Raw genomic sequence first — 22211 nt, 5'->3', positions numbered from 1 at the left:
TTTCATAAGGTTGCCCTTACGAAACTGGGCCTCCAAAGATGTCGATACGGTCGCCAGCTGCTACCTGCACAATTGCGCGCTTAGTGTCTTTACGCTTTCCATCACCGAAACGGGTCTTCTTATTCTTGCCCTGACGGTTCATGGTGTTAACGCTGACAACTTTTACGCCAAATACCTTCTCGACTGCAATCTTGATTTCAGTCTTGTTGGAATCTGGAGCAACAATAAATGTGTACTTGTTTTCATCAAGCAATCCATAACTCTTTTCAGAGACAACAGGTGCTAGAAGTACTTCGCGGTGCTCTTTCATGCTGAGACCTCACTTTCACGTGCAACTGCTGTTGCGCTCTTGCCTTTAGCAGGACCGTTGAGGAAAGCTTTCATCGCAGCTTCAGAGAAGACAATGTCATCGCTTTTTAGTACGTCATATGCATTGAGTTGATCAGGCACAAGAAGGTGCATGTCATCAGCGTTACGAAGTGAACGCCAAGCAAGATCTTCTGTGCGAGCTACAACTACAAGCAAATTCTTACGATCACTAAATTGGCGAACAGCGGCAATTGCAGACTTAGTTGATGCTGCATTTGATACTGAATCAAGTACGTGAATACGTGAGTTACGTGCACGATCAGAGAGAACGCCGCGAAGTGCTGCAGCAATCATCTTCTTTGGTGTGCGTTGGAAATACTTACGTGGACGAACTGCGTGTGCAGTACCGCCACCGATTTGGTTAGGTGAACGTGAAGAACCCTGACGAGCGCGACCTGTTCCCTTTTGCTTAAATGGCTTCTTACCACCACCGCTTACTTCACCACGGTTCTTTGACTTCTGAGTACCTTGGCGTGCAGCAGCAAGTTGTGCGGTCACAACTTGGTGGATCAAAGGAATATTTGTCTGTGCGTCAAAGATGTCTGCAGGAAGATCAACAGAACCAACCTTTGCGCCAGATGAATTCTTTACATCAATAGATAGTGTCATGGTTATGCACCAGCCTTTACTGTCTCAAATACTGCATGCTTTGCAGCTGAGCGAATAAATACAAGTGAGCCATCTGAACCAGGAACTGATCCCTTAATGAGTAGCAAATTGCGCTCTGCATCAACTGAGTGCACAAGAAGATTTTGCGTTGTAACGCGCTCTCCACCCATACGACCAGCCATGCGCATACCTTTGAAAACGCGACCTGGTGTTGAACATGCACCAATAGAACCTGGCATGCGGTGCTTACGGTCTACACCGTGTGATGCACCAATACCGCCGAAGTTGTGGCGCTTCATTACACCAGCAGTTCCTTTACCAATGCTTGTTCCTGTTGCATCAACAATTTCTCCGGCGGCAAACACAGTTGCACCGAGTTCTTGTCCAACTGTGTAATTACCAGCAGAGAGTGTGCGAAGTTCAGCAACACTGCGACGTGGTGTTACGCCAGCTTTTGCAAAGTGACCAGCTAATGGCTTTGTAACTTTCTTAGGATCAATTGCGCCGTATGCGATTTGAACTGCTGAATATCCATCTTTTTCAGGAGTACGAATCTGTGTAACAACGCATGGTCCTGCTTCAACAACGGTTACTGGAACCATTTTGTTGTTCGCATCAAAAACCTGTGTCATTCCAAGCTTCTTACCGAGAACGCCCTTGATGGACGATCCGCTTGCTTGAGTTGTGTAATTCATGGTTATCGTCCTTTCCTTAGAGCTTGATCTCGATGTCGACGCCAGCTGGCAAATCAAGACGCATCAATGAATCAACTGTTTTAGGAGTTGGGTCGATGATGTCGATGAGGCGCTTATGTGTGCGCATCTCGAAGTGCTCGCGGCTGTCCTTATATTTGTGAGGAGAGCGAATCACGCAGTACGTGTTCTTCTCTGTGGGTAGCGGTACCGGACCCGCGACAGTTGCACCAGTGCGCTCAACAGTTTCAACGATTTTCTTCGCTGAAGTGTCAATCACCTCATGGTCATATGCCTTGAGTCGAATGCGGATCTTCTGTCCCGCCATGTGCTTCTCCTCTTATCTCGTAATACTGCTTAAATTTAATTGTCAAACTTTTCCTTGATTGCCCGGCGGTTTTTTACGCCGCCGGGCTTACAAGATTTACTTCTTGATCTTTGTAACGCGACCTGCACCTACTGTGCGGCCACCTTCGCGGATTGCGAAGCGAAGGCCTTCTTCCATAGCGATTGGCTGGATGAGCTGAACAGCCATCTCAGTGTTATCGCCAGGCATAACCATTTCTGTACCTGAAGGAAGTGTTACTACGCCAGTTACGTCAGTTGTACGGAAGTAGAACTGTGGACGGTAGTTATTAAAGAATGGAGTGTGACGACCGCCTTCATCCTTTGAAAGGATGTATGCAGATGCATCGAACTCTGTGTGAGGTGTGATTGAACCAGGCTTGCAAACAACCTGACCACGCTCTACATCTTCACGCTTTAGACCGCGAAGCAATAGACCAACGTTCTCGCCTGCTTGACCTTCATCGAGCAACTTACGGAACATTTCAACACCTGTAACAGTTGTCTTTTGTGCGTCAACACGGATACCAACGATTTCAACTTCTTCGTTGACCTTAACAACGCCGCGCTCGATACGACCAGTGATAACAGTTCCACGACCTGTGATTGTGAAAACGTCTTCAACTGGCATAAGGAATGGCTTGTCAATTTCACGAGCTGGTTGTGGAATAAATGAATCAACCGCGTCCATTAGTTCCATAATCTTCTCGCCCCATGCTGCGTCTCCTTCAAGAGCCTTTAGCGCTGAGATGCGAACGATTGGAGTGTCATCGCCTGGGAACTCGTACTTGCTGAGAAGTTCGCGAACTTCCATTTCAACGAGTTCAAGAATTTCTTCGTCATCAACCATGTCGCTCTTATTAAGTGCAACAACGATTGAAGGAACGCCTACTTGACGTGCAAGGAGAACGTGCTCCTTTGTCTGTGGCATTGGACCATCTGTTGCGGCAACGACGAGGATTGCTCCATCCATCTGTGCAGCACCAGTGATCATGTTTTTGATGTAGTCAGCGTGACCTGGGCAGTCAACGTGTGCGTAGTGACGCTTCTCTGTTTGATACTCGATGTGAGCAATAGAGATTGTAATACCGCGTTGACGCTCTTCAGGAGCCTTATCGATATCTGAGAATGCAGTAGCTGCATTCAGTGTTGGAAACTTGTCGTGCAACACCTTGGAAATTGCCGCAGTAAGAGTTGTCTTACCGTGGTCAATGTGACCGATGGTGCCGATGTTTACGTGCGGCTTTGTGCGCTCGAACTTGGCCTTTGCCATTTTGGTTCCTCTTTCGTTTACTAGTGCTTAGTTATTAGGGTTTGTGCTTTTGTTAGTTTGTAGGGTTATTCGCCACGAACTTTTGCAATGATTTCCTTCGCTACGTTGCCTGGTACTTCTGCATACGAATCGAACTCCATGCTGTAGCTCGCGCGACCTTGTGTTCTGGAGCGGAGATCTCCGACATAGCCGAACATCTCTGACAACGGAACTAGCGCCCTAACAACGCGGGCACCTGACCGCTCGTCCATGGCCTGGATTTGACCACGACGACTGTTGATATCGCCGATGACATCACCCATGAAGTCTTCAGGGGTAATAACTTCGACTTTCATAACTGGTTCGAGAATCGCAGGATCAGCAAGTTTTGCTGCTTCCTTAAATGCTGCGATACCAGCAATCTTGAAGGCCAATTCCGATGAGTCAACATCGTGATAAGCGCCATCAAGAAGACTTACGCGTACATCAGTGAGTGGGTAACCAGCAAGAGGACCTGAGGTCATTGCTTCTTGGCACCCTTGATCAACAGATGGGATGTACTCGCGTGGAACGCGACCACCAGTGATCTTGTTTACGAATTCGTAACCACCTTCAACAACACCAGTTGGAAGAGGTTCGATTGCAATCTGAATCTTTGCAAACTGTCCAGAACCACCAGTCTGCTTTTTGTGTGTGTAATCGTGACGCGCAACAGCCTTACGAAGTGTTTCGCGGTAAGCAACTTGTGGCTTACCAACGTTAGCTTCGACTTTAAATTCGCGACGCATACGGTCTACAAGAATTTCAAGGTGTAATTCACCCATACCAGCGATGATTGTCTGACCAGTTTCTTCATCAGTTTTAACGTGAAATGTTGGATCTTCTTCTGACAGACGCTGAATAGCAACGCCGAGTTTTTCTTGGTCACCCTTTGTCTTAGGTTCAATAGCCACAGAGATAACTGGTGCTGGGAAATCCATTGATTCAAGGATTACTGGCTTTGCAGTGTCACAGAGTGTTTCACCCGTTGTGGTGTCCTTAAGACCCATCACTGCCACGATCATTCCAGCACCAACAGAGTCGCGTTCTTCGCGCTTGTTTGCGTGCATCTGATAAATCTTTCCGATACGTTCTTTGCGATCCTTAGTTGAGTTCAGAATTGATGAGCCAGTTTCAAGAACACCTGAGTACACACGAATAAATGTAAGTTTTCCAAGGTGTGGATCTGACATGATTTTAAATGCAAGTGCTGAGAATGGTTCGTCATTCTTTGGATAGCGCTTGATTTCGATTGTCTTGTCATCCATATCTGTTCCCACGATTGCTTCAACATCGAGTGGGCTTGGAAGATAACGAGTAACAGCATCAAGCATTGGCTGAACACCCTTGTTCTTAAATGCAGAACCTGTAAGAACTGGTGTGAGTTTTGCTGCAAGTGTTGCGCGACGGATACCGGCAATAATTTCATCTTCAGTTGGGTCAATACCTTCAAGGTACTTCTCCATGACTGTGTCATCATTTTCAGCAAGAGTTTCAATCATTTCGTGACGAGCTTGCTTTGCCTTTTCCAAAAGATTCGCTGGGATTTCTTCTACGAGGTAATCCTCACCCTTCTTAGTTTCTCCTGGCCAAACAAGTGCCTTCATCGCAATGAGATCTACAACTCCGAGGAAGTCAGCTTCGTTGCCAATTGGAATCTGAAGAACTAGTGCAACAGCATTAAGACGAGACTTAATCATGCCAACGCACATATCAAAGTTTGCACCTGTGCGGTCTAACTTATTAATAAAACAAATACGAGGAACTGAATAACGATCTGCTTGGCGCCATACTGTTTCTGATTGTGGCTCCACACCTGCAACACCATCGAATACTGCAACTGCTCCATCTAGAACACGAAGTGAACGTTCTACTTCTACTGTGAAGTCAACGTGACCAGGTGTGTCAATAATGTTGATCAGATGGTCGTGCCACATACAAGTAGTAGCCGCAGATGTAATAGTGATACCGCGCTCTTGCTCTTGCTCCATCCAGTCCATCGTTGCTGCGCCTTCGTGGACTTCACCAATTTTGTAATTGATACCGGTGTAAAAAAGGATGCGCTCAGTGGTTGTAGTTTTGCCCGCGTCGATGTGAGCCATGATTCCAATGTTGCGAACCTTGGCTAGGTCGATGTTCTCTGCGGCCACTTAGTGTTCCTCTTCTCGTCGGGTCTAATTCGTCTTTTTAGTTAAGTGTTACCAGCGGTAGTGAGCAAACGCCTTGTTTGCTTCTGCCATTTTGTGAGTATCTTCGCGACGCTTAACAGCGGCGCCAAGGCCATTGCTTGCATCGATTAATTCATTTTGCAGACGCTCTGCCATTGACTTCTCGCGACGTAGGCGAGAGAAATCAACTAACCAGCGAAGTGCCAAAGTTGTTGAGCGACCAGCTTTAACTTCAACCGGTACTTGATACGTTGCTCCACCCACACGACGTGAGCGAACTTCAACTGCTGGCTTGATGTTTTCAAGTGCGCGCTTCAAAGTAATAATTGGATCTACTTGAGTTTTTTCGCGGCATCCTTCAAGAGCACCATAAACAATTGCTTCAGCTGTTGAACGCTTACCGTGCAAAAGAAGTTTGTTAATCAGTGATGTAACAACTGGTGAGTTGTAAACAGGATCAGAAATTACAGGAGTCTTTACTGCAGGACCTTTACGTGGCATTAGGAAGCCTTCTTCTCTCTCTTGGCACCGTAACGCGAACGTGATTGCTTACGATTTTTTACACCTTGTGTATCGAGTGAACCGCGAATAATTTTGTAACGAACTCCAGGAAGATCCTTAACACGACCGCCACGTACAAGAACAATGGAGTGCTCTTGCAAGTTGTGACCTTCGCCAGGGATGTATGCAGTAATTTCCATACCGCTAGTTAGACGAACACGTGCAACTTTACGAAGCGCAGAGTTTGGCTTCTTAGGTGTTGTTGTATAAACACGTGTGCAAACACCACGACGTTGAGGTGAACCCTTTAACGCAGGTGTGCTTGTCTTCGTAGTCTTTTCTGCACGACCACGTCGAACTAGCTGTTGAATTGTTGGCACTTACATCTTCTCCATTCGTTACTACTTCAATTTATTACGCTTAATGAACGACCCACGCGCTCGGGTGTGTTGCACCCAAACTGCAGTTGTGAACTGAAAATTTCTAATCAGGGCACGTCATCAAGCGCTCAAAAATGAGCAGAGGAGAAAGGTATCTGAGCGGGGGCGATTAGGTCAAAACGGGCCCTTCTACTCCTGATGGAGTAAAAGAGCCCGTTTCGACACGCCGATACTTATTTTTAAGAGGTTCGGCCCTACTTAGCGAGGAACCTCTACTTCATCGAGGCGAACTGCTTCACCTGAGCCGGCTGACTCAAATGGTGTGAAGTCATACTCGTCATAGGCCGCATAAACCGCTGCCTTTGCTTCTTCCGTTGGCTCAACTCGGATATTGCGGTAACGAGCAAGACCGGTTCCAGCTGGGATCAACTTACCGATGATGACGTTCTCCTTGAGGCCAAGAAGTGGATCGCTCTTCTCAGACAGGGCCGCATCGGTTAGAACTCGAGTGGTTTCTTGGAAGGAAGCAGCTGATAACCATGACTCAGTTGCAAGGGACGCCTTCGTGATTCCCATAAGTTCTGGACGACCAGATGCTGCCTTGCCACCAGTTGTGACAACGCGACGGTTTTCTGTCTCAAAGCGACCGCGTTCAACGAGTTCACCTGGAAGTAGATCAGCATCGCCTGCTTCAAGCACTGTAATGCGCTTGAGCATTTGACGAACAATTACTTCGATGTGCTTATCGTGAATACCTACACCTTGTGAGCGGTATACAGATTGAATTTCATTTACCAAGTGAACTTGAGTTGCACGTGGTCCAAGAATACGAAGTACCTGCTTTGGATCAATCGCACCGACAACCATCTTCTGGCCGACATCAACGCGTGAACCTTCTTCAACAAGTAACTTCTGACGACGTGTAATTGGGTAAGCAACTTCTTCGCCACCATCATCTGGTGTAACGATGATCTTCTTGCCCTTTGCATCTTCACGGAATGAAACAACACCCGCGGTTTCTGCAATTGGTGCAACACCCTTAGGTGTGCGTGCTTCGAAGAGTTCAACGATACGTGGAAGACCGTGAGTGATGTCATCTCCTGCAACACCACCAGTGTGGAAGGTACGCATTGTTAGCTGTGTACCTGGTTCACCGATTGATTGTGCTGCAATGATTCCGACTGCTTCACCAACTGCAACGAGTTGACCTGATGCAAGTGAGCGACCGTAGCAAGCTGCGCACTGTCCGACCTTGCTATCGCAAGTAAGAACTGAGCGAATCTTTACTTCGTCCACGCCTGCTTCAACAAGTGCTGCGATAACGCGATCACCAAGATCTGTACCAGCAGTTGCAATTACTTTGCCATCAACTTCGATGTCATCAGCAAGGGTTCGACCGTATACAGATGTTTCAACGTGATCATGCTTTACAAGTCCACCTGATTGTTGACGAGATGCAATTGGAAGAACTAGACCGCGATCAGTACCGCAATCTTCTTCACGAATAATTACATCTTGTGCAACGTCGCAGAGACGACGTGTGAGGTAACCAGAGTCAGCGGTACGAAGCGCTGTATCTGCAAGACCCTTACGTGCACCGTGAGTAGAAATGAAGTACTCAAGTACAGAAAGACCTTCGCGGAAGTTTGACTTAATTGGGCGAGGAATAATTTCACCCTTTGGGTTAGCGACAAGTCCGCGCATACCTGCGATCTGACGAATCTGCATCATATTTCCACGAGCACCTGAAGTAACCATCATCCACACTGGATTGACGCGAGGGAAGTTTTCTTCCATCTCTTTACCAACTTCAGCTGTTGCCTTTGTCCAGATCTCAATGAGTTCTTGACGGCGCTCGTCATCTGTGATGAGTCCCTTTTCGTATTGTGATTGAACCTTGTCAGCCTGTGTTTCATAGGTTTCAAGAATTTCAAGTTTACGAGGAGGTGTAACAACATCTTCGATACCAATAGTTGCACCGGCGCGTGATGCCCAGTGGAAACCAAGTGACTTCAGTGCATCGAGAGTTTCAGCAACGACAACCTTTGGATAGAACTCAGCGAGTTCGTCAACGATTTGTCCTAGTTGCTTCTTTGTTACGTCAACATCTACGAAACGAAAATCTGCAGGAAGCGCTTCATTAAACAATGCGCGACCAACAGTTGTAGAAAGAGTTTGACCCGTTGTAGATAGGCGAATCTTTACCTTTGCTTGCAATGAAACTGTGTGCTGATCATGAGCCATGATTGCTTCAGCAACTGAAGAGAATGCGCGGCCTTCGCCGAGTTCTGCTTCGCGCTCCATTGTGAGCCAATAAAGACCAAGAACCATGTCCTGTGTTGGTGTAGTAATTGGACGACCATTAGCAGGAGATAAAATGTTGTTTGAAGACAACATCAAGATACGTGCTTCGGCCTGCGCTTCAGCAGATAGCGGCAAGTGAACAGCCATCTGGTCACCGTCGAAGTCAGCGTTAAATGCTGTACATACGAGTGGGTGAATCTGAATTGCTTTACCTTCAACCAATTGTGGTTCAAAAGCTTGAATACCTAGACGGTGCAGGGTTGGTGCACGGTTAAGTAGTACAGGGTGTTCTGCAATAACTTCTTCTAGAACATCCCACACAACTGGACGAGCACGTTCAACCATGCGCTTTGCAGATTTAATGTTCTGCGCGTGGTTAAGGTCAACAAGACGCTTCATTACGAATGGCTTAAAGAGTTCCAGTGCCATCTGCTTTGGAAGACCACACTGATGTAACTTCAACTGTGGGCCAACAACAATTACAGAACGACCTGAATAATCAACGCGCTTACCGAGCAAGTTCTGACGGAAACGTCCTTGCTTACCCTTGAGCATGTCTGAAAGTGATTTAAGTGCACGGTTTCCTGGACCTGTTACTGGACGTCCACGACGACCGTTATCAAAGAGTGCGTCAACTGCTTCTTGAAGCATGCGCTTTTCATTGTTAACGATAATTTCTGGTGCACCGAGATCAGCAAGACGCTTCAAACGGTTGTTGCGGTTAATAACACGACGGTAAAGATCGTTGAGATCTGAAGTCGCAAAACGACCACCATCTAGTTGAACCATCGGACGTAGATCAGGCGGAATAACTGGAACGCAATCAAGAACCATTGATGCTGGGTGGTTACTTGTTGTCATGAATGCATTAACGACCTTTAGACGCTTGATAGCGCGAGTCTTCTTTGCGCCTTTTCCGTTCTCAGAAAGATCGGTAAGAATCTTGTACTCAGTTTCAAGATCGAAAGTTTCAAGGCGCTTCTTAATTGCAGCCGCGCCCATATCTCCCTTGAAATACATTCCATAACGATCACGCATTTCGCGGTAAAGGTTTTCATCACCTTCGAGATCTTGAACCTTAAGGTTTTTAAAGCGAGTCCACACATCTTCTAAACGATTGAGTTCGCGCTCTGAACGATCACGAAGTCCCTTGAGTTCGCGCTCAGCACTCTCGCGTACTTTTCGCTTTACATCTGACTTCGCATCTTCTGACTCGAGTTCAGCAATATCTGCCTCGAGCTTTTTGGTGCGAACGTCTAGATCGTTATCGCGACGTGTTTCAATCTTCTTGCGATCATTTGCCAACTTCTTTTCAAGTTGTGGCATATCTTCTTCGCGAGCCTCTTTATCAACTTCTGTGATCATGTAGGCAGCAAAGTAAATTACTTTTTCTAGATCCTTAGGTGCAAGGTCTAGTAAATATCCAAGACGTGATGGAACACCCTTGAAGTACCAGATATGTGTTACTGGAGCAGCAAGTTCGATGTGTCCCATACGTTCGCGACGTACCTTTGCGCGAGTAACTTCAACACCGCAACGTTCGCAGATAATTCCCTTGAAGCGCACGCGCTTGTACTTACCGCAATAACATTCCCAGTCACGAGTTGGTCCGAAGATCTTCTCGTCAAAGAGTCCATCCTTTTCAGGCTTTAGTGTGCGGTAGTTAATTGTCTCTGGCTTCTTTACTTCGCCAAATGACCACTCACGGATGTGGTCAGCCGAAGCTAAACCAATTCGCAATTCATCAAAGAAGTTAACATCTAACATAGTTATTTTCCCTCTCAGACTTCTTCAACACTGCTTGGCTCAACTCGTGACAAGTTGATACCTAGCTCTTCGGCGGCACGGAATACTTCTTCATCAGTGTCGCGCATTTCAATTGCTACACCTTCTGAAGAGAGAACTTCCACATTGAGACATAGTGATTGCATTTCCTTAATAAGAACCTTGAATGATTCTGGAATTCCAGGTTCAGGAATGTTTTCACCCTTAACGATTGCTTCATAAACCTTTACGCGACCAAGCACGTCATCAGATTTAATTGTGAGTAATTCTTGGAGTGTGTATGCGGCGCCATAAGCTTCCAGTGCCCACACTTCCATTTCACCAAAGCGCTGACCACCGAATTGAGCCTTACCGCCCAATGGTTGTTGCGTAATCATTGAGTATGGACCAGTAGAACGAGCGTGAATCTTGTCATCTACTAAGTGGTGCAGCTTCAAGATGTACATGTATCCAACTGAAATTGGAGTTGGGTATGGCTCACCGGAACGGCCATCAAATAACTTAGCCTTTCCGCTTTTACCAACTAGTTGAACTCCATCACGGTTTGGAAGTGTGCTTGAAAGCAGACCAGTGATTTCATCTTCAAGTGCACCATCGAAAACAGGTGTTGCAAGATTTGTTCCTGGTGCACCCTTTTCTGCGCCAATGTCTTTAAGGTGCTTCTGCCAAGCCTGATCAATTCCGCTGAGATCCCAACCAGTCTTTGCAACCCAACCGAGGTGCATTTCTAATACCTGACCAACGTTCATACGTCCAGGTACACCGAGTGGATTAAGAATTACGTCAACAGGAGTTCCATCTTCAAGAAATGGCATGTCTTCTTGCGGAAGAATCTTTGAAATAACACCCTTGTTACCGTGGCGACCAGCGAGCTTGTCACCATCTTGAATCTTGCGCTTTTGTGCAACGTATACGCGAACAAGTTGGTTAATGCCTGCTCCGAGTTCGAAATCTTCTGAAGACTCCACAACCTTTACATCAATAACTTTTCCTGATTCACCGTGTGGCACCTTAAGAGATGTATCGCGAACTTCGCGAGCCTTCTCACCAAAGATTGCGCGAAGCAAACGCTCTTCTGGAGTCAGTTCTGTTTCACCCTTAGGTGTAACTTTTCCAACCAAGATATCGCCAGGTACAACATCGGCGCCGATGCGGATAATTCCGCGCTCATCTAGGTCTGCCAGAACTTCTTCTGAAACGTTTGGAATATCGCGTGTGATCTCTTCGGCACCGAGCTTGGTATCGCGAGCATCAACTTCATACTCTTCAATGTGAATTGAAGTAAGAACATCGTCTTGAACTAGGCGCTGCGACAAGATAATCGCATCTTCGTAGTTATGGCCTTCCCATGACATAAATGCCACGAGCAAGTTCTTACCGAGAGCCATTTCACCGCTATCGGTACATGGACCATCAGCGATTACTGAGCCAAATTCAACCTTTTGACCTTCAGAAACAACAACGCGTTGGTTGTATGAAGTGCCTTGGTTTGAACGACGGAATTTAGCAAGTGAATAAGTTTGGTATGTCGAATCATCTGCCATGACCTTAACTTCGTCAGCAGAAACTTCTGTAACAACACCAGCCTTAGTTGCTGTAACAACATCGCCAGCATCAACTGCTGCACGGAACTCCATGCCAGTACCAATTAGTGGGGCTTCAGAGCGCATCAATGGAACAGATTGACGCATCATGTTAGAGCCCATCAACGCACGGTTAGCATCATCGTGCTCAAGGAATGGAATCATTGCAGTTGCAACAGAAACCATTTGGCGCGGTGAAACGTCCATGTAATCAACTTCATCACCGTGGATGTATTCAACTTCTCCACCACGACGACGAACGAGTACGCGCGTTTCAGCAAAGTGACTGTCTTCAGTTAATGGAGCATTTGCCTGAGCAATGATGTGCTCATCTTCTTCATCAGCTGTTAGGTAATCAACTTGATCTGTAACGCGACCCTTAACAACTTTGCGATAAGGAGTTTCGATAAATCCGAAAGCTGTTACGCGACCATAAGTTGCAAGTGAACCAATAAGACCAATGTTTGGTCCTTCAGGAGTTTCAATTGGACACATGCGACCGTAGTGAGATGGGTGAACGTCGCGAACTTCAAAGCCCGCACGGTCACGAGATAAACCACCAGGTCCAAGTGCTGAAAGACGGCGCTTGTGTGTAAGTCCTGACAATGGGTTTGTCTGATCCATGAACTGTGACAATTGAGAAGTTCCGAAGAACTCCTTAATTGATGCAACTACTGGACGGATATTAATAAGTGTCTGTGGCGTAATCGCTTCGACATCTTGCGTAGTCATACGTTCGCGAACAACGCGTTCCATACGTGAGAGACCAATACGTACTTGGTTTTGAATTAATTCTCCAACAGTACGTAGACGACGGTTACCGAAGTGATCGATATCGTCCTTTTCTACGCGAACTTCGCGGCCATATTCCATAGTCAGATCGCCACGGTGCAGCGCTACTAAATAGCGAAGTGTTGCGACGATGTCAGAAATGCTTAGAAGGGACGCATCGAGTGCAAGGTCAAGACCTAACTTCTTATTAACCTTAAAGCGACCGACCTTAGCCAAGTCATAACGCTTTGGATTGAAGTAAAGGTTTTCAATGAGGTTTTGTGCAGCTTCCTTTGTTGGTGGCTCACCTGGACGAAGCTTGCGATAAATATCTAGCAACGCTTCATCTTGTGTATTGACAGTATCTTTTTCAAGAGTTGCCATCATTGATTCGAACTCGCCAAACTCTTCACGAATTTGTTCTGCAGTCCAACCAAGTGCCTTAAGGAAAACTGTTACTGATTGCTTGCGCTTACGATCGATACGTACGCCAACAAGATCTTTCTTATCTACTTCAAATTCAAGCCAAGCACCGCGGCTTGGAATAATCTTTGAAGAGAAAATATCTTTATCTGAAGTTTTTTCAATTGTGCGTTCGAAATAAACTCCAGGTGAACGAACTAGCTGTGAAACAACAACGCGCTCTGTTCCGTTAATTACGAATGTTCCGCGAGGAGTCATAACTGGGAAGTCGCCCATGAATACTGTTTGAGACTTAATTTCACCAGTGATGTTATTTGTAAACTCTGCTGTTAAAAATAGTGGTTGCGAATAAGTTGTATCGCGCTCTTTGCACTCTTCAACTGAAAACTTTGGTGGCTCGAAGCGGTGATCACGGAATGAAAGACTCATTGATCCTTGGAAGTCTTCAATTGGTGAGATCTCTTCAAAGATTTCTTCTAGACCAGATGTCGTTGGAATTTCTCCACGATTGGTTGCTTCTGCAGTTGATAGACGTGCACGCCACTTTTCGTTACCGAGAAGCCAGTCAACACTTTCAACTTGCAGTGCTAGAAGATTTGGAACTTCGAGTGGTTCGCGAATCTTTGCAAAAGAGATTCGGCGGGGAGCTACTGAACTTTTCTTCGCGGCCAAGAGATGTCCTTCCAGACAGTTTTGCGGAAACGCACAACTATTAGGTCTCAGCCGCTATATGCCCTGACCATAGAAGTTTTTGTGCGAACGCGAAGGGTATCGCCCCACCCCCGCACCTGTCCAACCGGGTGCTTATACAGCAAAAAGACCCCCCGGCAATAGCCGAAGGGTCTTTTTGTGAAGAAGTTACTTGATTGTGACCGTTGCGCCAGCTGCTTCTAGAGCTGCCTTTGCCTTGTCCGCTGTCTCCTTGTTTGCCTTCTCAAGAAGTGTTGCTGGAGTTGCATCAACTAGATCCTTGGCTTCTTTCAAGCCAAGTGCTGAGTTAAGTGCACGAACTTCCTTGATCACTGCAATCTTCTGTGAACCAGCGTTTTCAAGAATGATTGTGAACTCATCTTGTGCGCCATCTGCTGCACCGCCGGCGGCTGCGCCACCTGCTGCTGCAACTGCTACTGGTGCTGCTGCTGTTACATCGAATTCAGTTTCGAATGACTTAACGAACTCTGAGAGCTCGACCAATGTCATTTCTTTAAACTGTGCCAATAGGTCTTGTGTGTTGAGCTTTGCCATGTTCGTTATTCCTTCTCTTCTGTTTCAGGTGTTGCTTCTGGGGTTGTTACTTCTTCGGTTACTGCTTCTGGAGCAGTTTCTGTTACAGCTTCAGCAACTGGTGCTGCTTCCGCAACTGGTGCTTCGGCAACTGGTGCCGCAACTTCGGTAACTGCAGGAGCTGGTGCGCCTGCTTCCATCTTGATACGTAGTGCATCAATAATGCGAGCTGCTTTTGCGAATGAGCCCTTCATTGCGCCAGCAAGCTTGGCCAATAGAACTTCGCGTGATTCAAGATTTGCGAGTTCCATAAGCTCTTTAGGCGTGATTGCTTTGCCTTCGTAAATTCCACCCTTGATAATTAGTAGTGGATTTTCTTTAGCAAAATCACGCATGCTCTTTGCTGCTGCGATTGGGTCACCCTTGATGAATGCAATTGCTGATGGTCCAGCTAGTAGATCTGCTGAGAGATCAACGCCAGCATCTTTTGCTGCAATCTTTGTAAGAGTGTTCTTGACTACTGAATACTTTGTATCTGCGCCAAGTGCACGACGTAACTTTTTCATCGAAGTCACGGTTAGACCGCGATATTCGGTGAGAACAGTTGCGGTAGCTGTACGGAAGTCTTCCGTCAGTTCAGCAACTGCTGCTGTTTTATCTGGGCGAGCCATTCGGTTCACCTTTCCTGGTACGTAGGTTGTGCAATAACAGCCGCTAAATGTAAAAAACCCGAACGCATAGGAGCGCACGGGTTAACGTTCACACCTACGCGGGCTGAGTTTTCACTCATTTAGCGAAACTTCTTGTGGAAGTTTCAAGACCTGCGGTCTTTGGTTATATGGCGAGGGTAGGCCTTTCGGCCCGCCCCCGTCAAATTTATTCTGTTCTTATTGAGCCACTGCTTCGCGAACGAGGTTTGGATCTACGTTGATTCCAGGTCCCATCGTTGTTGAAACTACAGCGCGCTTAATAAAGCGACCCTTGGAAGAGTTTGGCTTTGAGCGGTTAATTTCATCTAGTGCTGCTGCGTAGTTCTCTGCAAGTTGTTGAGCAGTAAATGATGCTTTACCAATAATGAAGTGAAGGTTTGAATTCTTATCAATACGGAATTCAACTTTTCCACCCTTGATGTCCTTAACAGCCTTTGTCACATCTGTTGTAACAGTTCCGGTCTTTGGGTTTGGCATCAAGTTACGTGGTCCCAAAACTTTACCGAGACGACCGACCTTACCCATGAGATCTGGTGTTGCAACAACTGCATCGAAATCTAAACGTCCCTTTGACACTTCATCGATGAGTTCGTCTCCACCAACAATGTCAGCACCGGCAGCGCGTGCTTCATCGGCACGTTCTCCGTTTGCAAATACAAGTACTCGAGAAGTTTTACCAGTTCCGTGAGGAAGGTTTACTGTCGAGCGAATTGCTTGATCTGCTTTCTTTGGGTCAACACCAAGGCAGAGTGCAACATCAATTGTTGAGTCGTACTTAGTTGTCGATGTTTCGCGGACAAGTGTTACTGCCTCTAGCGGTGTGTAAAGACGATCTGCATCAACCTTTGCAGCCGCTGCGATGTACTTCTTTGAGCGCTTCATTTCATCCTTCTTTCTCTTATTTCTAAGAGTTAGCGGTTGTGGTTAGCGAACCAGCGAGGTTCTCCCACATCTCTTTCTCACCATGAGAAAGAGAAAGTTAGTTATCCGACAGTGATTCCCATTGAACGAGCTGTGCCAGCGATGATCTTGCTTGCTGCATCAATATCGTTTGCATTGAGATCTGCCATCTTTGTCTTTGCAATTTCTTGCACCTGAGACATAGAAATATTTGCAACTTTATTCTTGTGAGGAATAGCTGAACCCTTTTCGATTCCTGCTGCCTTCAAGATAAGGCGTGATGCTGGAGGAGTCTTTGTGATGAAGTCGAAAGAGCGATCTTCGTAGACAGTAATTTCTACCGGAATGATCTGACCCTTTTGAGATTCCGTTGCAGCGTTATATGCCTTAACGAACTCCATGATGTTGACACCGTGCTGACCAAGGGCAGGACCTACTGGTGGAGCAGGTGTTGCCGCTCCAGCCTGGATCTGCAACTTGATGAATCCAGTTACCTTCTTCTTTGGTGCCATTTCTTTTCCTCTTTTTTCGTTTCTCGTTATTTATAAATCGTGGAAATTAAATCTTTTGTACTTGGTGGAATGAAAGCTCAACCGGAGTTTCGCGTCCAAAGATTGATACCAATACCTTCAGCTTTGCCTGCTCTGGCATGATCTCTGAAATTGATGCTGGAAGAGTTGCAAATGGGCCATCCATAACGGTGACTGACTCGCCTACTTCGAAATCAACGACTCGAATATCTAGTTTGTCTGAAGCCTTCTTCGGACGTGGTGCCAAAATCTTTTCTACTTCATCAAGACTTAAAGGACTTGGGTGATGAGCATTTCCAACGAAACCTGTTACTCCAGGAGTGTTACGTACTGCAGACCATGATTCATCAGTGAGATCAAGGCGAACTAGAACATAGCCTGGATAAATATTGCGCTTTACTTGCTTGCGCTGGCCGTTCTTTATTTCCATCACTTCTTCTTCAGGTACTTCAATTTGGAAAATGTAATCTTCCATATTCAGTGACTGAATTCGGTTCTGGAGGTTGCCCTTTACCTTCTTCTCATATCCTGCATAAGAGTGGACTACATACCAATCACCAGGTGCAACGCGAAGGGCGCGGCGAAACTCTGCATTGGGATCATTCTCATCTGATTCGATATCGCCATCTTCATCGGAGGCGAGTGCGACATCTGAATCTGAAGAAGTAGTTGTTGTAATTACTTCTTCGATGACTTCTTCAACCTGTGGGGTTGCAAGGTCAGTAGCTGATTGCGCGAGCGCTGCTTCAAAAGCATCAGGCTGCGCCGTATTTAAATTCTGGTCATCGCTCATATTTTTTCCTTACCCAAAAACCCAAAAAACGATTTTTGTGAGTATGAGATCAAGGACAGAGACAACTGCGATGACAAAGGATACGAAAACCAAAACCACAGCCGTATAGGTTGTGAGTTGATTACGTGTAGGCCAAACAACTTTACGAAGTTCAGAAACAATTTGACGGTAATAAAGTCCAAGGCGCGCAAATGGACCGAGCTTCTCGGCTTCTTTTAGATCTTCACTCATCTGCGTTCCTTTCTCTTCGTTTCATATTTAGTAGAACTCTTTAAAACTGTGCAGGGCAGGAGGGACTCGAACCCCCAACCGGCCGCTTTGGAGACGGCAACTCTAGCCAATTGAGCTACTGCCCTTCGCGAGAGCATGGCGAAACCATAGGAATTACCAAATCCTCGTGAGTGCAGAAGTGTAGACGCACAGATGCACTTAGGTCTAACTCGCGCATGAGCATGAGGGCTCATAGGGCAGACTTACCCCTATGAGCAGAATTTCCAGCCGAATCGCAGCAATTGCTGAATCAGCCACGCTTGCAGTTGATGCAAAAGCCAAAGCACTCAAGGCCGCTGGTCGTCCGGTTATTGGTTTTGGTGCAGGCGAACCTGATTTTCCTACTCCTGATTACATTGTTGCAGCCGCTGCTAGTGCTGCAGGTGTTGCTGCAAATCATCGTTACACACCAACTCCTGGATTACCAGAATTGCGCGATGCAATCGTTGCTAAAACAAAGCGTGATTCAAATTACGTAATTACTGCCGATCAAGTTCTTGTAACAAATGGTGGAAAGCAATCTGTCTACCAAGCATTTGCAACAATTATTGATCCAGGCGATGAAGTAATTCTTCCATCACCATTTTGGACAACGTATCCCGAGTGCATCAAATTAGCTGGCGGCAAAACCGTCGAAGTCTTTGCAGATGAATCTCAAAACTATTTGGTCTCTGTAGAACAACTTGAGGCTGCGCGCACACCAAAAACTAAGGCACTTCTTTTTTGTTCTCCATCTAACCCAACAGGATCTGTCTATTCACCTGAGCAAGTAAAAGCAATTGGTGAATGGGCGCTTAAAAATAATATTTGGATTATTGCTGATGAAATTTATGAACATCTCTTGTATGACGGTGCAAAAGCACCCAGTATGCCTGTAGTAGTACCTGGACTTGCAGATTCAACAATTATTATCAACGGAGTTGCAAAGACATATGCAATGACTGGTTGGCGTGTGGGTTGGATGATCGGACCTAAAGATGTCATCAAAGCCGCGACCAACCTGCAATCGCATCTGACTTCAAATGTTTCAAATGTTTCACAACGCGCAGCAATCGCAGCCCTAACTGGCGATCTTTCAGCTGTTCACAAAATGGGAGAAGCATTTGATCGCAGGCGCAAATTAATCGTCGGTCTGCTCAATGATGTTCCCGGTTTCCAATGCCCCATGCCAACAGGTGCTTTCTATGTCTATCCATCAGTTAAAGGTGCATTAGGTAAAACAATTCGCGGCAAAGTTGCTAAAACTTCGGCTGAATTAGCAACCATAATTTTGGATGAAGTAGAAGTTGCTGCAGTGCCTGGAGAAGCCTTTGGACCTTCTGGTTATCTGCGCTTTTCATACGCTCTAGGCGATGAAGACATTGTTGAAGGAATTGGGCGAATTAAGAAATTACTTACAGAAGGTTAAGCCCAACTAAATTCACTTCAGGTTCCAGGGCAATATTAAATGTTGCTTTAACTTTTTCTTGAGCTAATTTTGCAAGTGCTGCAATCTCTGAAGCTTTGGCTCCTCCACTATTTGTTAAAGCTAATACGTGCTTTGTAGAAATTCGCGCACCGCCAATTGATTGACCCTTTGTTATTCCTGAGTGCTCAATTAACCATGCAGCAGAAGTTTTTACGCGTCCATCTGTTTGTGGCCACCGTGGTGCATCTAGTGGAAGTTGCGCGGCAACTTCTGCGCTCACAATGGGATTTGTGAAAAAAGAACCTGCAGACCACGAGTCGTGGTCGCTATCTGATAACAACATTCCTTTGCGTGATCGAAGTTCTAGAACCTTTTCGCGGCACGTAACCACCGAACTCTTTTCACCCACTGATATTCCAAGAGCACTAGCTAATTCAATGTAAGTAATTGGCGTTGTAACTTCACCAATTCGTAATTGAAAAGCAACGTCAAGCACAACATATCTGCCAGGGTGGGCTTTGAAATGAGAGTTGCGATAAGAAAATTCGCACTCTTGGTTTGTAAAAGTCTTTAATGCTTTTACTTGGCGGTCATAGGTTCGCACTCGTGTAATAAATTCGCTGACTTCATGACCGTAGGCGCCAATGTTTTGAATGGGCGCAGCGCCAACTGTGCCCGGAATTCCACTGAGAGTTTCAAGTCCTGCAAAACCGCGAGAGATGGTTGTTTTTACAAATTCATCCCAGTTTTCACCTGCGCCAATTGTCAGGGTTGCACCACTGCACGCATCGACTTCTGCTTCTATTTTGTTATTTGAAATTCGGATCACAGTTCCTGCAAATCCGTCATCGCTAACCAACATGTTTGTGCCAGCGCCCATAATTAAAATAGGAGAATCTGCCGCGCCTTCTATTGCCTCAATTATTTCTTTTTCACTAGAAACTTCTATGAATTTCTTGGCAGGACCACCCACACGCAATGATGTGTAATCAGATAACTCAGCCATAGGTAAAGGTTACCGACGAGGGCTAAGAATTGCTTCTTTACCCCGGAAGCGCTCGAGAATGCGATCATAATTCTTCTTTGATTGTGCATCACGGAAACTCTCTTCAGTGTCGTAATAACCATGATGGCGTCCTTGCACCAGTGGTAAATCCATTTGTAATAATCGGCCCGCTGCGTGCTTTAATCGAAGTGAAAACTCCATATCTGCATTTCGGTAATAAATTGCTCGAACATTAAAACCACCGGCTGCAAGGGCGGCATCTTTATCGAGTGCAAAGAAATATGAGAATAAAACATCGACTTCTCCTGCGCCTTTATCATCGACACTGCGCCACTGATCTTCAATGTTTACTAATCCCCCGCGCCACCCAACTGCTACAAACTCTTTTTTATTTAATTCTTCCAACACTGGAGTAATTGCATCACCGGTAAATGTGGTGGATGGATCCATAATGACCACATACGGTGTGGATGCAATTTTAAGAAGTGCATTTGCGCATTCGCCCCATCCTGGATCTTTTTCTAAGTAAAAAACATGTGTGTGAGAATCAACAACAACACCTAAATCTTTGGCGGGTTGGGTTGCCAGGACAACAATCTCTGCAGAACTATGTTCTTTGATGGCAGTAATGCTTTTGATTGCATCCTCATGGAATCCATTGACAATAATTGCCACCGTGATTTGGTGTGCAGATTTAGGTAAATTCTTCAGTTTTCCAATGTCAGCAATCGTGATTACTAAAGACTTTTCATGTAATTCAAAGCCACCTGCCACATCAACAATTTCATATCCGCCTTGCGCAATTTGATCTCGAAGTTGATCGGCTAGTGCAAAATTCTTATCTGCCCGGGCTTCTTGTCTGGCTCTACCAAGTTCGTGCAATTTCTCTGGCGCACTCACTTTAATTTCCTTGCTCTACGAATGCTTTGGCCATTCCTAATACTTTTACTCCTGCAGATGTTGCTGAGATTTCAAGTCGAACACCTGCGCTAGTAACTTCTATAACAGTTGCAGAGACAGTGAGATCAACGCTTTTTCCTGCAGGAACAATCACAGGTTTTATAAATCGCGCAGAAAACTCTTTTACATTCTGTGGACCGCCTGCCCAATCGCTGATGTATTTTCCAGCAAGTGCCATGGTCAACATTCCATGAGCGATGACATCGGCAAGACCAACAGATTTAGCGAAAGCTTCATCTTGGTGAATCGGGTTTTGGTCACCACTTGCATCGGCATATTGCTTCAGCAATGCCCTATCAATATCGAATTGGTGTGATGCAATTGTTGCGCCCACTTCAATCATGCTCGGACCACCAGAGTTGACCACGATGAAACAACTTTTTCAGCGCCGCTGAATAAATCGGAGCGAACAGTCACAATTTCATTTCCTGCTGCGACTCTATAGTTTTCAATAGTTGCCGATGTGCTCAAACAATCCCCTGCGACAATGGGACGAAATATTTCGAATTTCTGATCGCCATGGACCAGACGAGTCCAATCCAATCCAATCTCAGGTTTGGTCAAAATACTTTCAAACTCCCGAAGTGAAATTCTGATTGAAAATGTTGGCGGCGCAACGGATGTATTTTTTTCACCAATAACGGCAGCGAAGGCGTTAATTTCTTCTTGGGTAACTGTGATGACATCTACACCCGCGAAGGTGCGCCCGACGCTATCGGGATTGAGCATTAACGAGTTTCGCGGTGAAGTGTTGAAGATTTGCAACGTGGACAGAACTTCTTAAGTTCCATGCGGTCTGGATCGTTGCGGCGGTTCTTCTTTGTAATGTAATTACGTTCTTTGCAATCAACGCATGCCATGGTGATCTTTGGACGAACGTCCGCGCTCTTACTTGCCATGGTCTTACTCCTTCATCGATTGAGGGGCTCAGATTACCTGAGGCCCTTCGCGTTACGAAATTAACGCTGAACTACTAGTAGCGGAGGCGGGATTTGAACCCACGACACAGCGATTATGAGCCGCTTGCTCTACCAAGCTGAGCTACCCCGCCTTAGATGTATTTCTACATCTTTATTATTTCATGTTCGAGCCCCCCACCGGAATCGGACCGGTGACCTTTTCCTTACCATGGAAACGCTCTACCAACTGAGCTAGGGGGGCAGTGGTAGAAGTGTGAGCGTACAACCTC

At 46.0% G+C, this 22211-nt stretch carries 22 protein-coding genes and 3 tRNA genes; 1 reads left to right on the top strand and 24 read right to left on the bottom strand.

Translation table 11 applies throughout. The features are described 5' to 3' along the window. Window positions 1–16: 16 nt before the first annotated feature. From rplW to PHILAsVB114_RS01145, 17 genes are all read right to left on the bottom strand, one after another. Window positions 17–310 (bottom strand): 50S ribosomal protein L23, encoded by a 294-nt coding sequence (gene rplW, locus PHILAsVB114_RS01225; RefSeq protein ID WP_095697590.1) that lies wholly within the window; start codon window positions 308–310, stop codon window positions 17–19. After that, complete coding sequence (rplD, locus tag PHILAsVB114_RS01220; protein ID WP_095697589.1) at window positions 307–978, bottom strand: 50S ribosomal protein L4; 672 nt, start codon at window positions 976–978, stop codon at window positions 307–309. Before rplD ends, rplW begins: the two co-directional genes overlap by 4 nt. A 2-nt stretch (window positions 979–980) precedes the next feature. Then, window positions 981–1673, bottom strand: coding sequence for a 50S ribosomal protein L3 (gene rplC / locus PHILAsVB114_RS01215; protein ID WP_095697588.1), 693 nt, complete (start codon window positions 1671–1673; stop codon window positions 981–983). A 16-nt stretch (window positions 1674–1689) separates the two neighbouring features. After that, window positions 1690–1998, bottom strand: a complete 309-nt coding sequence (gene rpsJ / locus PHILAsVB114_RS01210; RefSeq protein ID WP_009611834.1) for a 30S ribosomal protein S10 — start codon at window positions 1996–1998, stop codon at window positions 1690–1692. A gap of 96 nt (window positions 1999–2094) precedes the next feature. Continuing rightward, window positions 2095–3288: an elongation factor Tu gene (gene tuf, locus PHILAsVB114_RS01205; protein WP_095697587.1), complete on the bottom strand. Its 1194-nt coding sequence runs from the start codon at window positions 3286–3288 to the stop codon at window positions 2095–2097. Between the two features lie 65 nt (window positions 3289–3353). Further along, entirely contained in the window at window positions 3354–5456 is a 2103-nt protein-coding gene (gene fusA, locus PHILAsVB114_RS01200; protein WP_095697586.1) for an elongation factor G, read from the bottom strand. 48 nt (window positions 5457–5504) lie between these two features. Further along, window positions 5505–5975: a 30S ribosomal protein S7 gene (rpsG, locus tag PHILAsVB114_RS01195; RefSeq protein ID WP_095697585.1), complete on the bottom strand. Its 471-nt coding sequence runs from the start codon at window positions 5973–5975 to the stop codon at window positions 5505–5507. Then, the gene (gene rpsL, locus PHILAsVB114_RS01190) at window positions 5975–6355 is read right to left on the bottom strand and encodes a 30S ribosomal protein S12 (protein WP_095675227.1); all 381 of its coding nucleotides are present in this window, start codon (window positions 6353–6355) and stop codon (window positions 5975–5977) included. Before rpsL ends, rpsG begins: the two co-directional genes overlap by 1 nt. A gap of 258 nt (window positions 6356–6613) precedes the next feature. Beyond that, on the bottom strand, window positions 6614–10426 hold the full coding sequence (locus tag PHILAsVB114_RS01185; protein WP_095697584.1) for a DNA-directed RNA polymerase subunit beta': 3813 nt from the start codon (window positions 10424–10426) through the stop codon (window positions 6614–6616). Between the two features lie 14 nt (window positions 10427–10440). Further along, a complete protein-coding gene (gene rpoB / locus PHILAsVB114_RS01180) occupies window positions 10441–13908 on the bottom strand; it encodes a DNA-directed RNA polymerase subunit beta (RefSeq protein ID WP_095697583.1) in 3468 nt (1155 codons plus the stop codon). Between the two features lie 171 nt (window positions 13909–14079). Then, window positions 14080–14466, bottom strand: a complete 387-nt coding sequence (gene rplL, locus PHILAsVB114_RS01175) for a 50S ribosomal protein L7/L12 (protein ID WP_095697582.1) — start codon at window positions 14464–14466, stop codon at window positions 14080–14082. Window positions 14467–14471: 5 nt separating this feature from the next. Beyond that, entirely contained in the window at window positions 14472–15116 is a 645-nt protein-coding gene (gene rplJ, locus PHILAsVB114_RS01170) for a 50S ribosomal protein L10 (protein ID WP_095697581.1), read from the bottom strand. Window positions 15117–15332: 216 nt separating this feature from the next. Further along, window positions 15333–16037 carry a 50S ribosomal protein L1 gene (rplA, locus tag PHILAsVB114_RS01165; RefSeq protein ID WP_095697580.1) on the bottom strand — a complete coding sequence of 235 codons (705 nt, stop codon included), beginning with the start codon at window positions 16035–16037 and terminating at the stop codon, window positions 15333–15335. 101 nt (window positions 16038–16138) lie between these two features. Further along, entirely contained in the window at window positions 16139–16567 is a 429-nt protein-coding gene (gene rplK / locus PHILAsVB114_RS01160) for a 50S ribosomal protein L11 (RefSeq protein ID WP_095697579.1), read from the bottom strand. Window positions 16568–16613: 46 nt separating this feature from the next. Then, a complete protein-coding gene (gene nusG, locus PHILAsVB114_RS01155; RefSeq protein ID WP_095697578.1) occupies window positions 16614–17378 on the bottom strand; it encodes a transcription termination/antitermination protein NusG in 765 nt (254 codons plus the stop codon). A 9-nt stretch (window positions 17379–17387) separates the two neighbouring features. Beyond that, window positions 17388–17609 carry a preprotein translocase subunit SecE gene (gene secE / locus PHILAsVB114_RS01150; protein ID WP_095697577.1) on the bottom strand — a complete coding sequence of 74 codons (222 nt, stop codon included), beginning with the start codon at window positions 17607–17609 and terminating at the stop codon, window positions 17388–17390. Window positions 17610–17660: 51 nt separating this feature from the next. After that, window positions 17661–17734, bottom strand: a tRNA-Trp gene (locus PHILAsVB114_RS01145). A 125-nt stretch (window positions 17735–17859) separates the two neighbouring features. Here PHILAsVB114_RS01145 and PHILAsVB114_RS01140 point away from each other — a divergent pair. Continuing rightward, window positions 17860–19056 (top strand): pyridoxal phosphate-dependent aminotransferase, encoded by a 1197-nt coding sequence (locus tag PHILAsVB114_RS01140; RefSeq protein WP_095697576.1) that lies wholly within the window; start codon window positions 17860–17862, stop codon window positions 19054–19056. Here the strand turns inward: PHILAsVB114_RS01140 and PHILAsVB114_RS01135 are convergent. The 7 genes from PHILAsVB114_RS01135 to PHILAsVB114_RS01105 form a co-directional block, all read right to left on the bottom strand. Beyond that, window positions 19043–20062, bottom strand: coding sequence for a UDP-N-acetylmuramate dehydrogenase (locus tag PHILAsVB114_RS01135; protein WP_095697575.1), 1020 nt, complete (start codon window positions 20060–20062; stop codon window positions 19043–19045). The two genes, PHILAsVB114_RS01140 and PHILAsVB114_RS01135, sit on opposite strands and share 14 nt — an antisense overlap. Window positions 20063–20071: 9 nt before the next feature. Beyond that, complete coding sequence (locus PHILAsVB114_RS01130; RefSeq protein WP_204246808.1) at window positions 20072–20962, bottom strand: glycosyltransferase family 2 protein; 891 nt, start codon at window positions 20960–20962, stop codon at window positions 20072–20074. Between the two features lies 1 nt (window position 20963). Further along, on the bottom strand, window positions 20964–21365 hold the full coding sequence (locus PHILAsVB114_RS01125; RefSeq protein WP_095697574.1) for a MaoC/PaaZ C-terminal domain-containing protein: 402 nt from the start codon (window positions 21363–21365) through the stop codon (window positions 20964–20966). After that, window positions 21362–21751: an FAS1-like dehydratase domain-containing protein gene (locus PHILAsVB114_RS01120; RefSeq protein ID WP_095697573.1), complete on the bottom strand. Its 390-nt coding sequence runs from the start codon at window positions 21749–21751 to the stop codon at window positions 21362–21364. The genes PHILAsVB114_RS01125 and PHILAsVB114_RS01120 overlap by 4 nt, the downstream gene beginning before the upstream one ends. Next, window positions 21751–21921, bottom strand: a complete 171-nt coding sequence (gene rpmG / locus PHILAsVB114_RS01115; RefSeq protein WP_017955317.1) for a 50S ribosomal protein L33 — start codon at window positions 21919–21921, stop codon at window positions 21751–21753. Before rpmG ends, PHILAsVB114_RS01120 begins: the two co-directional genes overlap by 1 nt. Before the next feature lie 78 nt (window positions 21922–21999). Then, a tRNA-Met gene (locus PHILAsVB114_RS01110) sits at window positions 22000–22073 on the bottom strand. Between the two features lie 37 nt (window positions 22074–22110). After that, window positions 22111–22183, bottom strand: a tRNA-Thr gene (locus tag PHILAsVB114_RS01105). Window positions 22184–22211: the final 28 nt, after the last annotated feature.

The sequence above is a fragment of the Candidatus Planktophila limnetica genome (assembly GCF_002288365.1).
Lineage (GTDB): Bacteria > Actinomycetota > Actinomycetes > Nanopelagicales > Nanopelagicaceae > Planktophila > Planktophila limnetica.
This window is presented reverse-complemented; position numbering and strand designations above follow the sequence as displayed.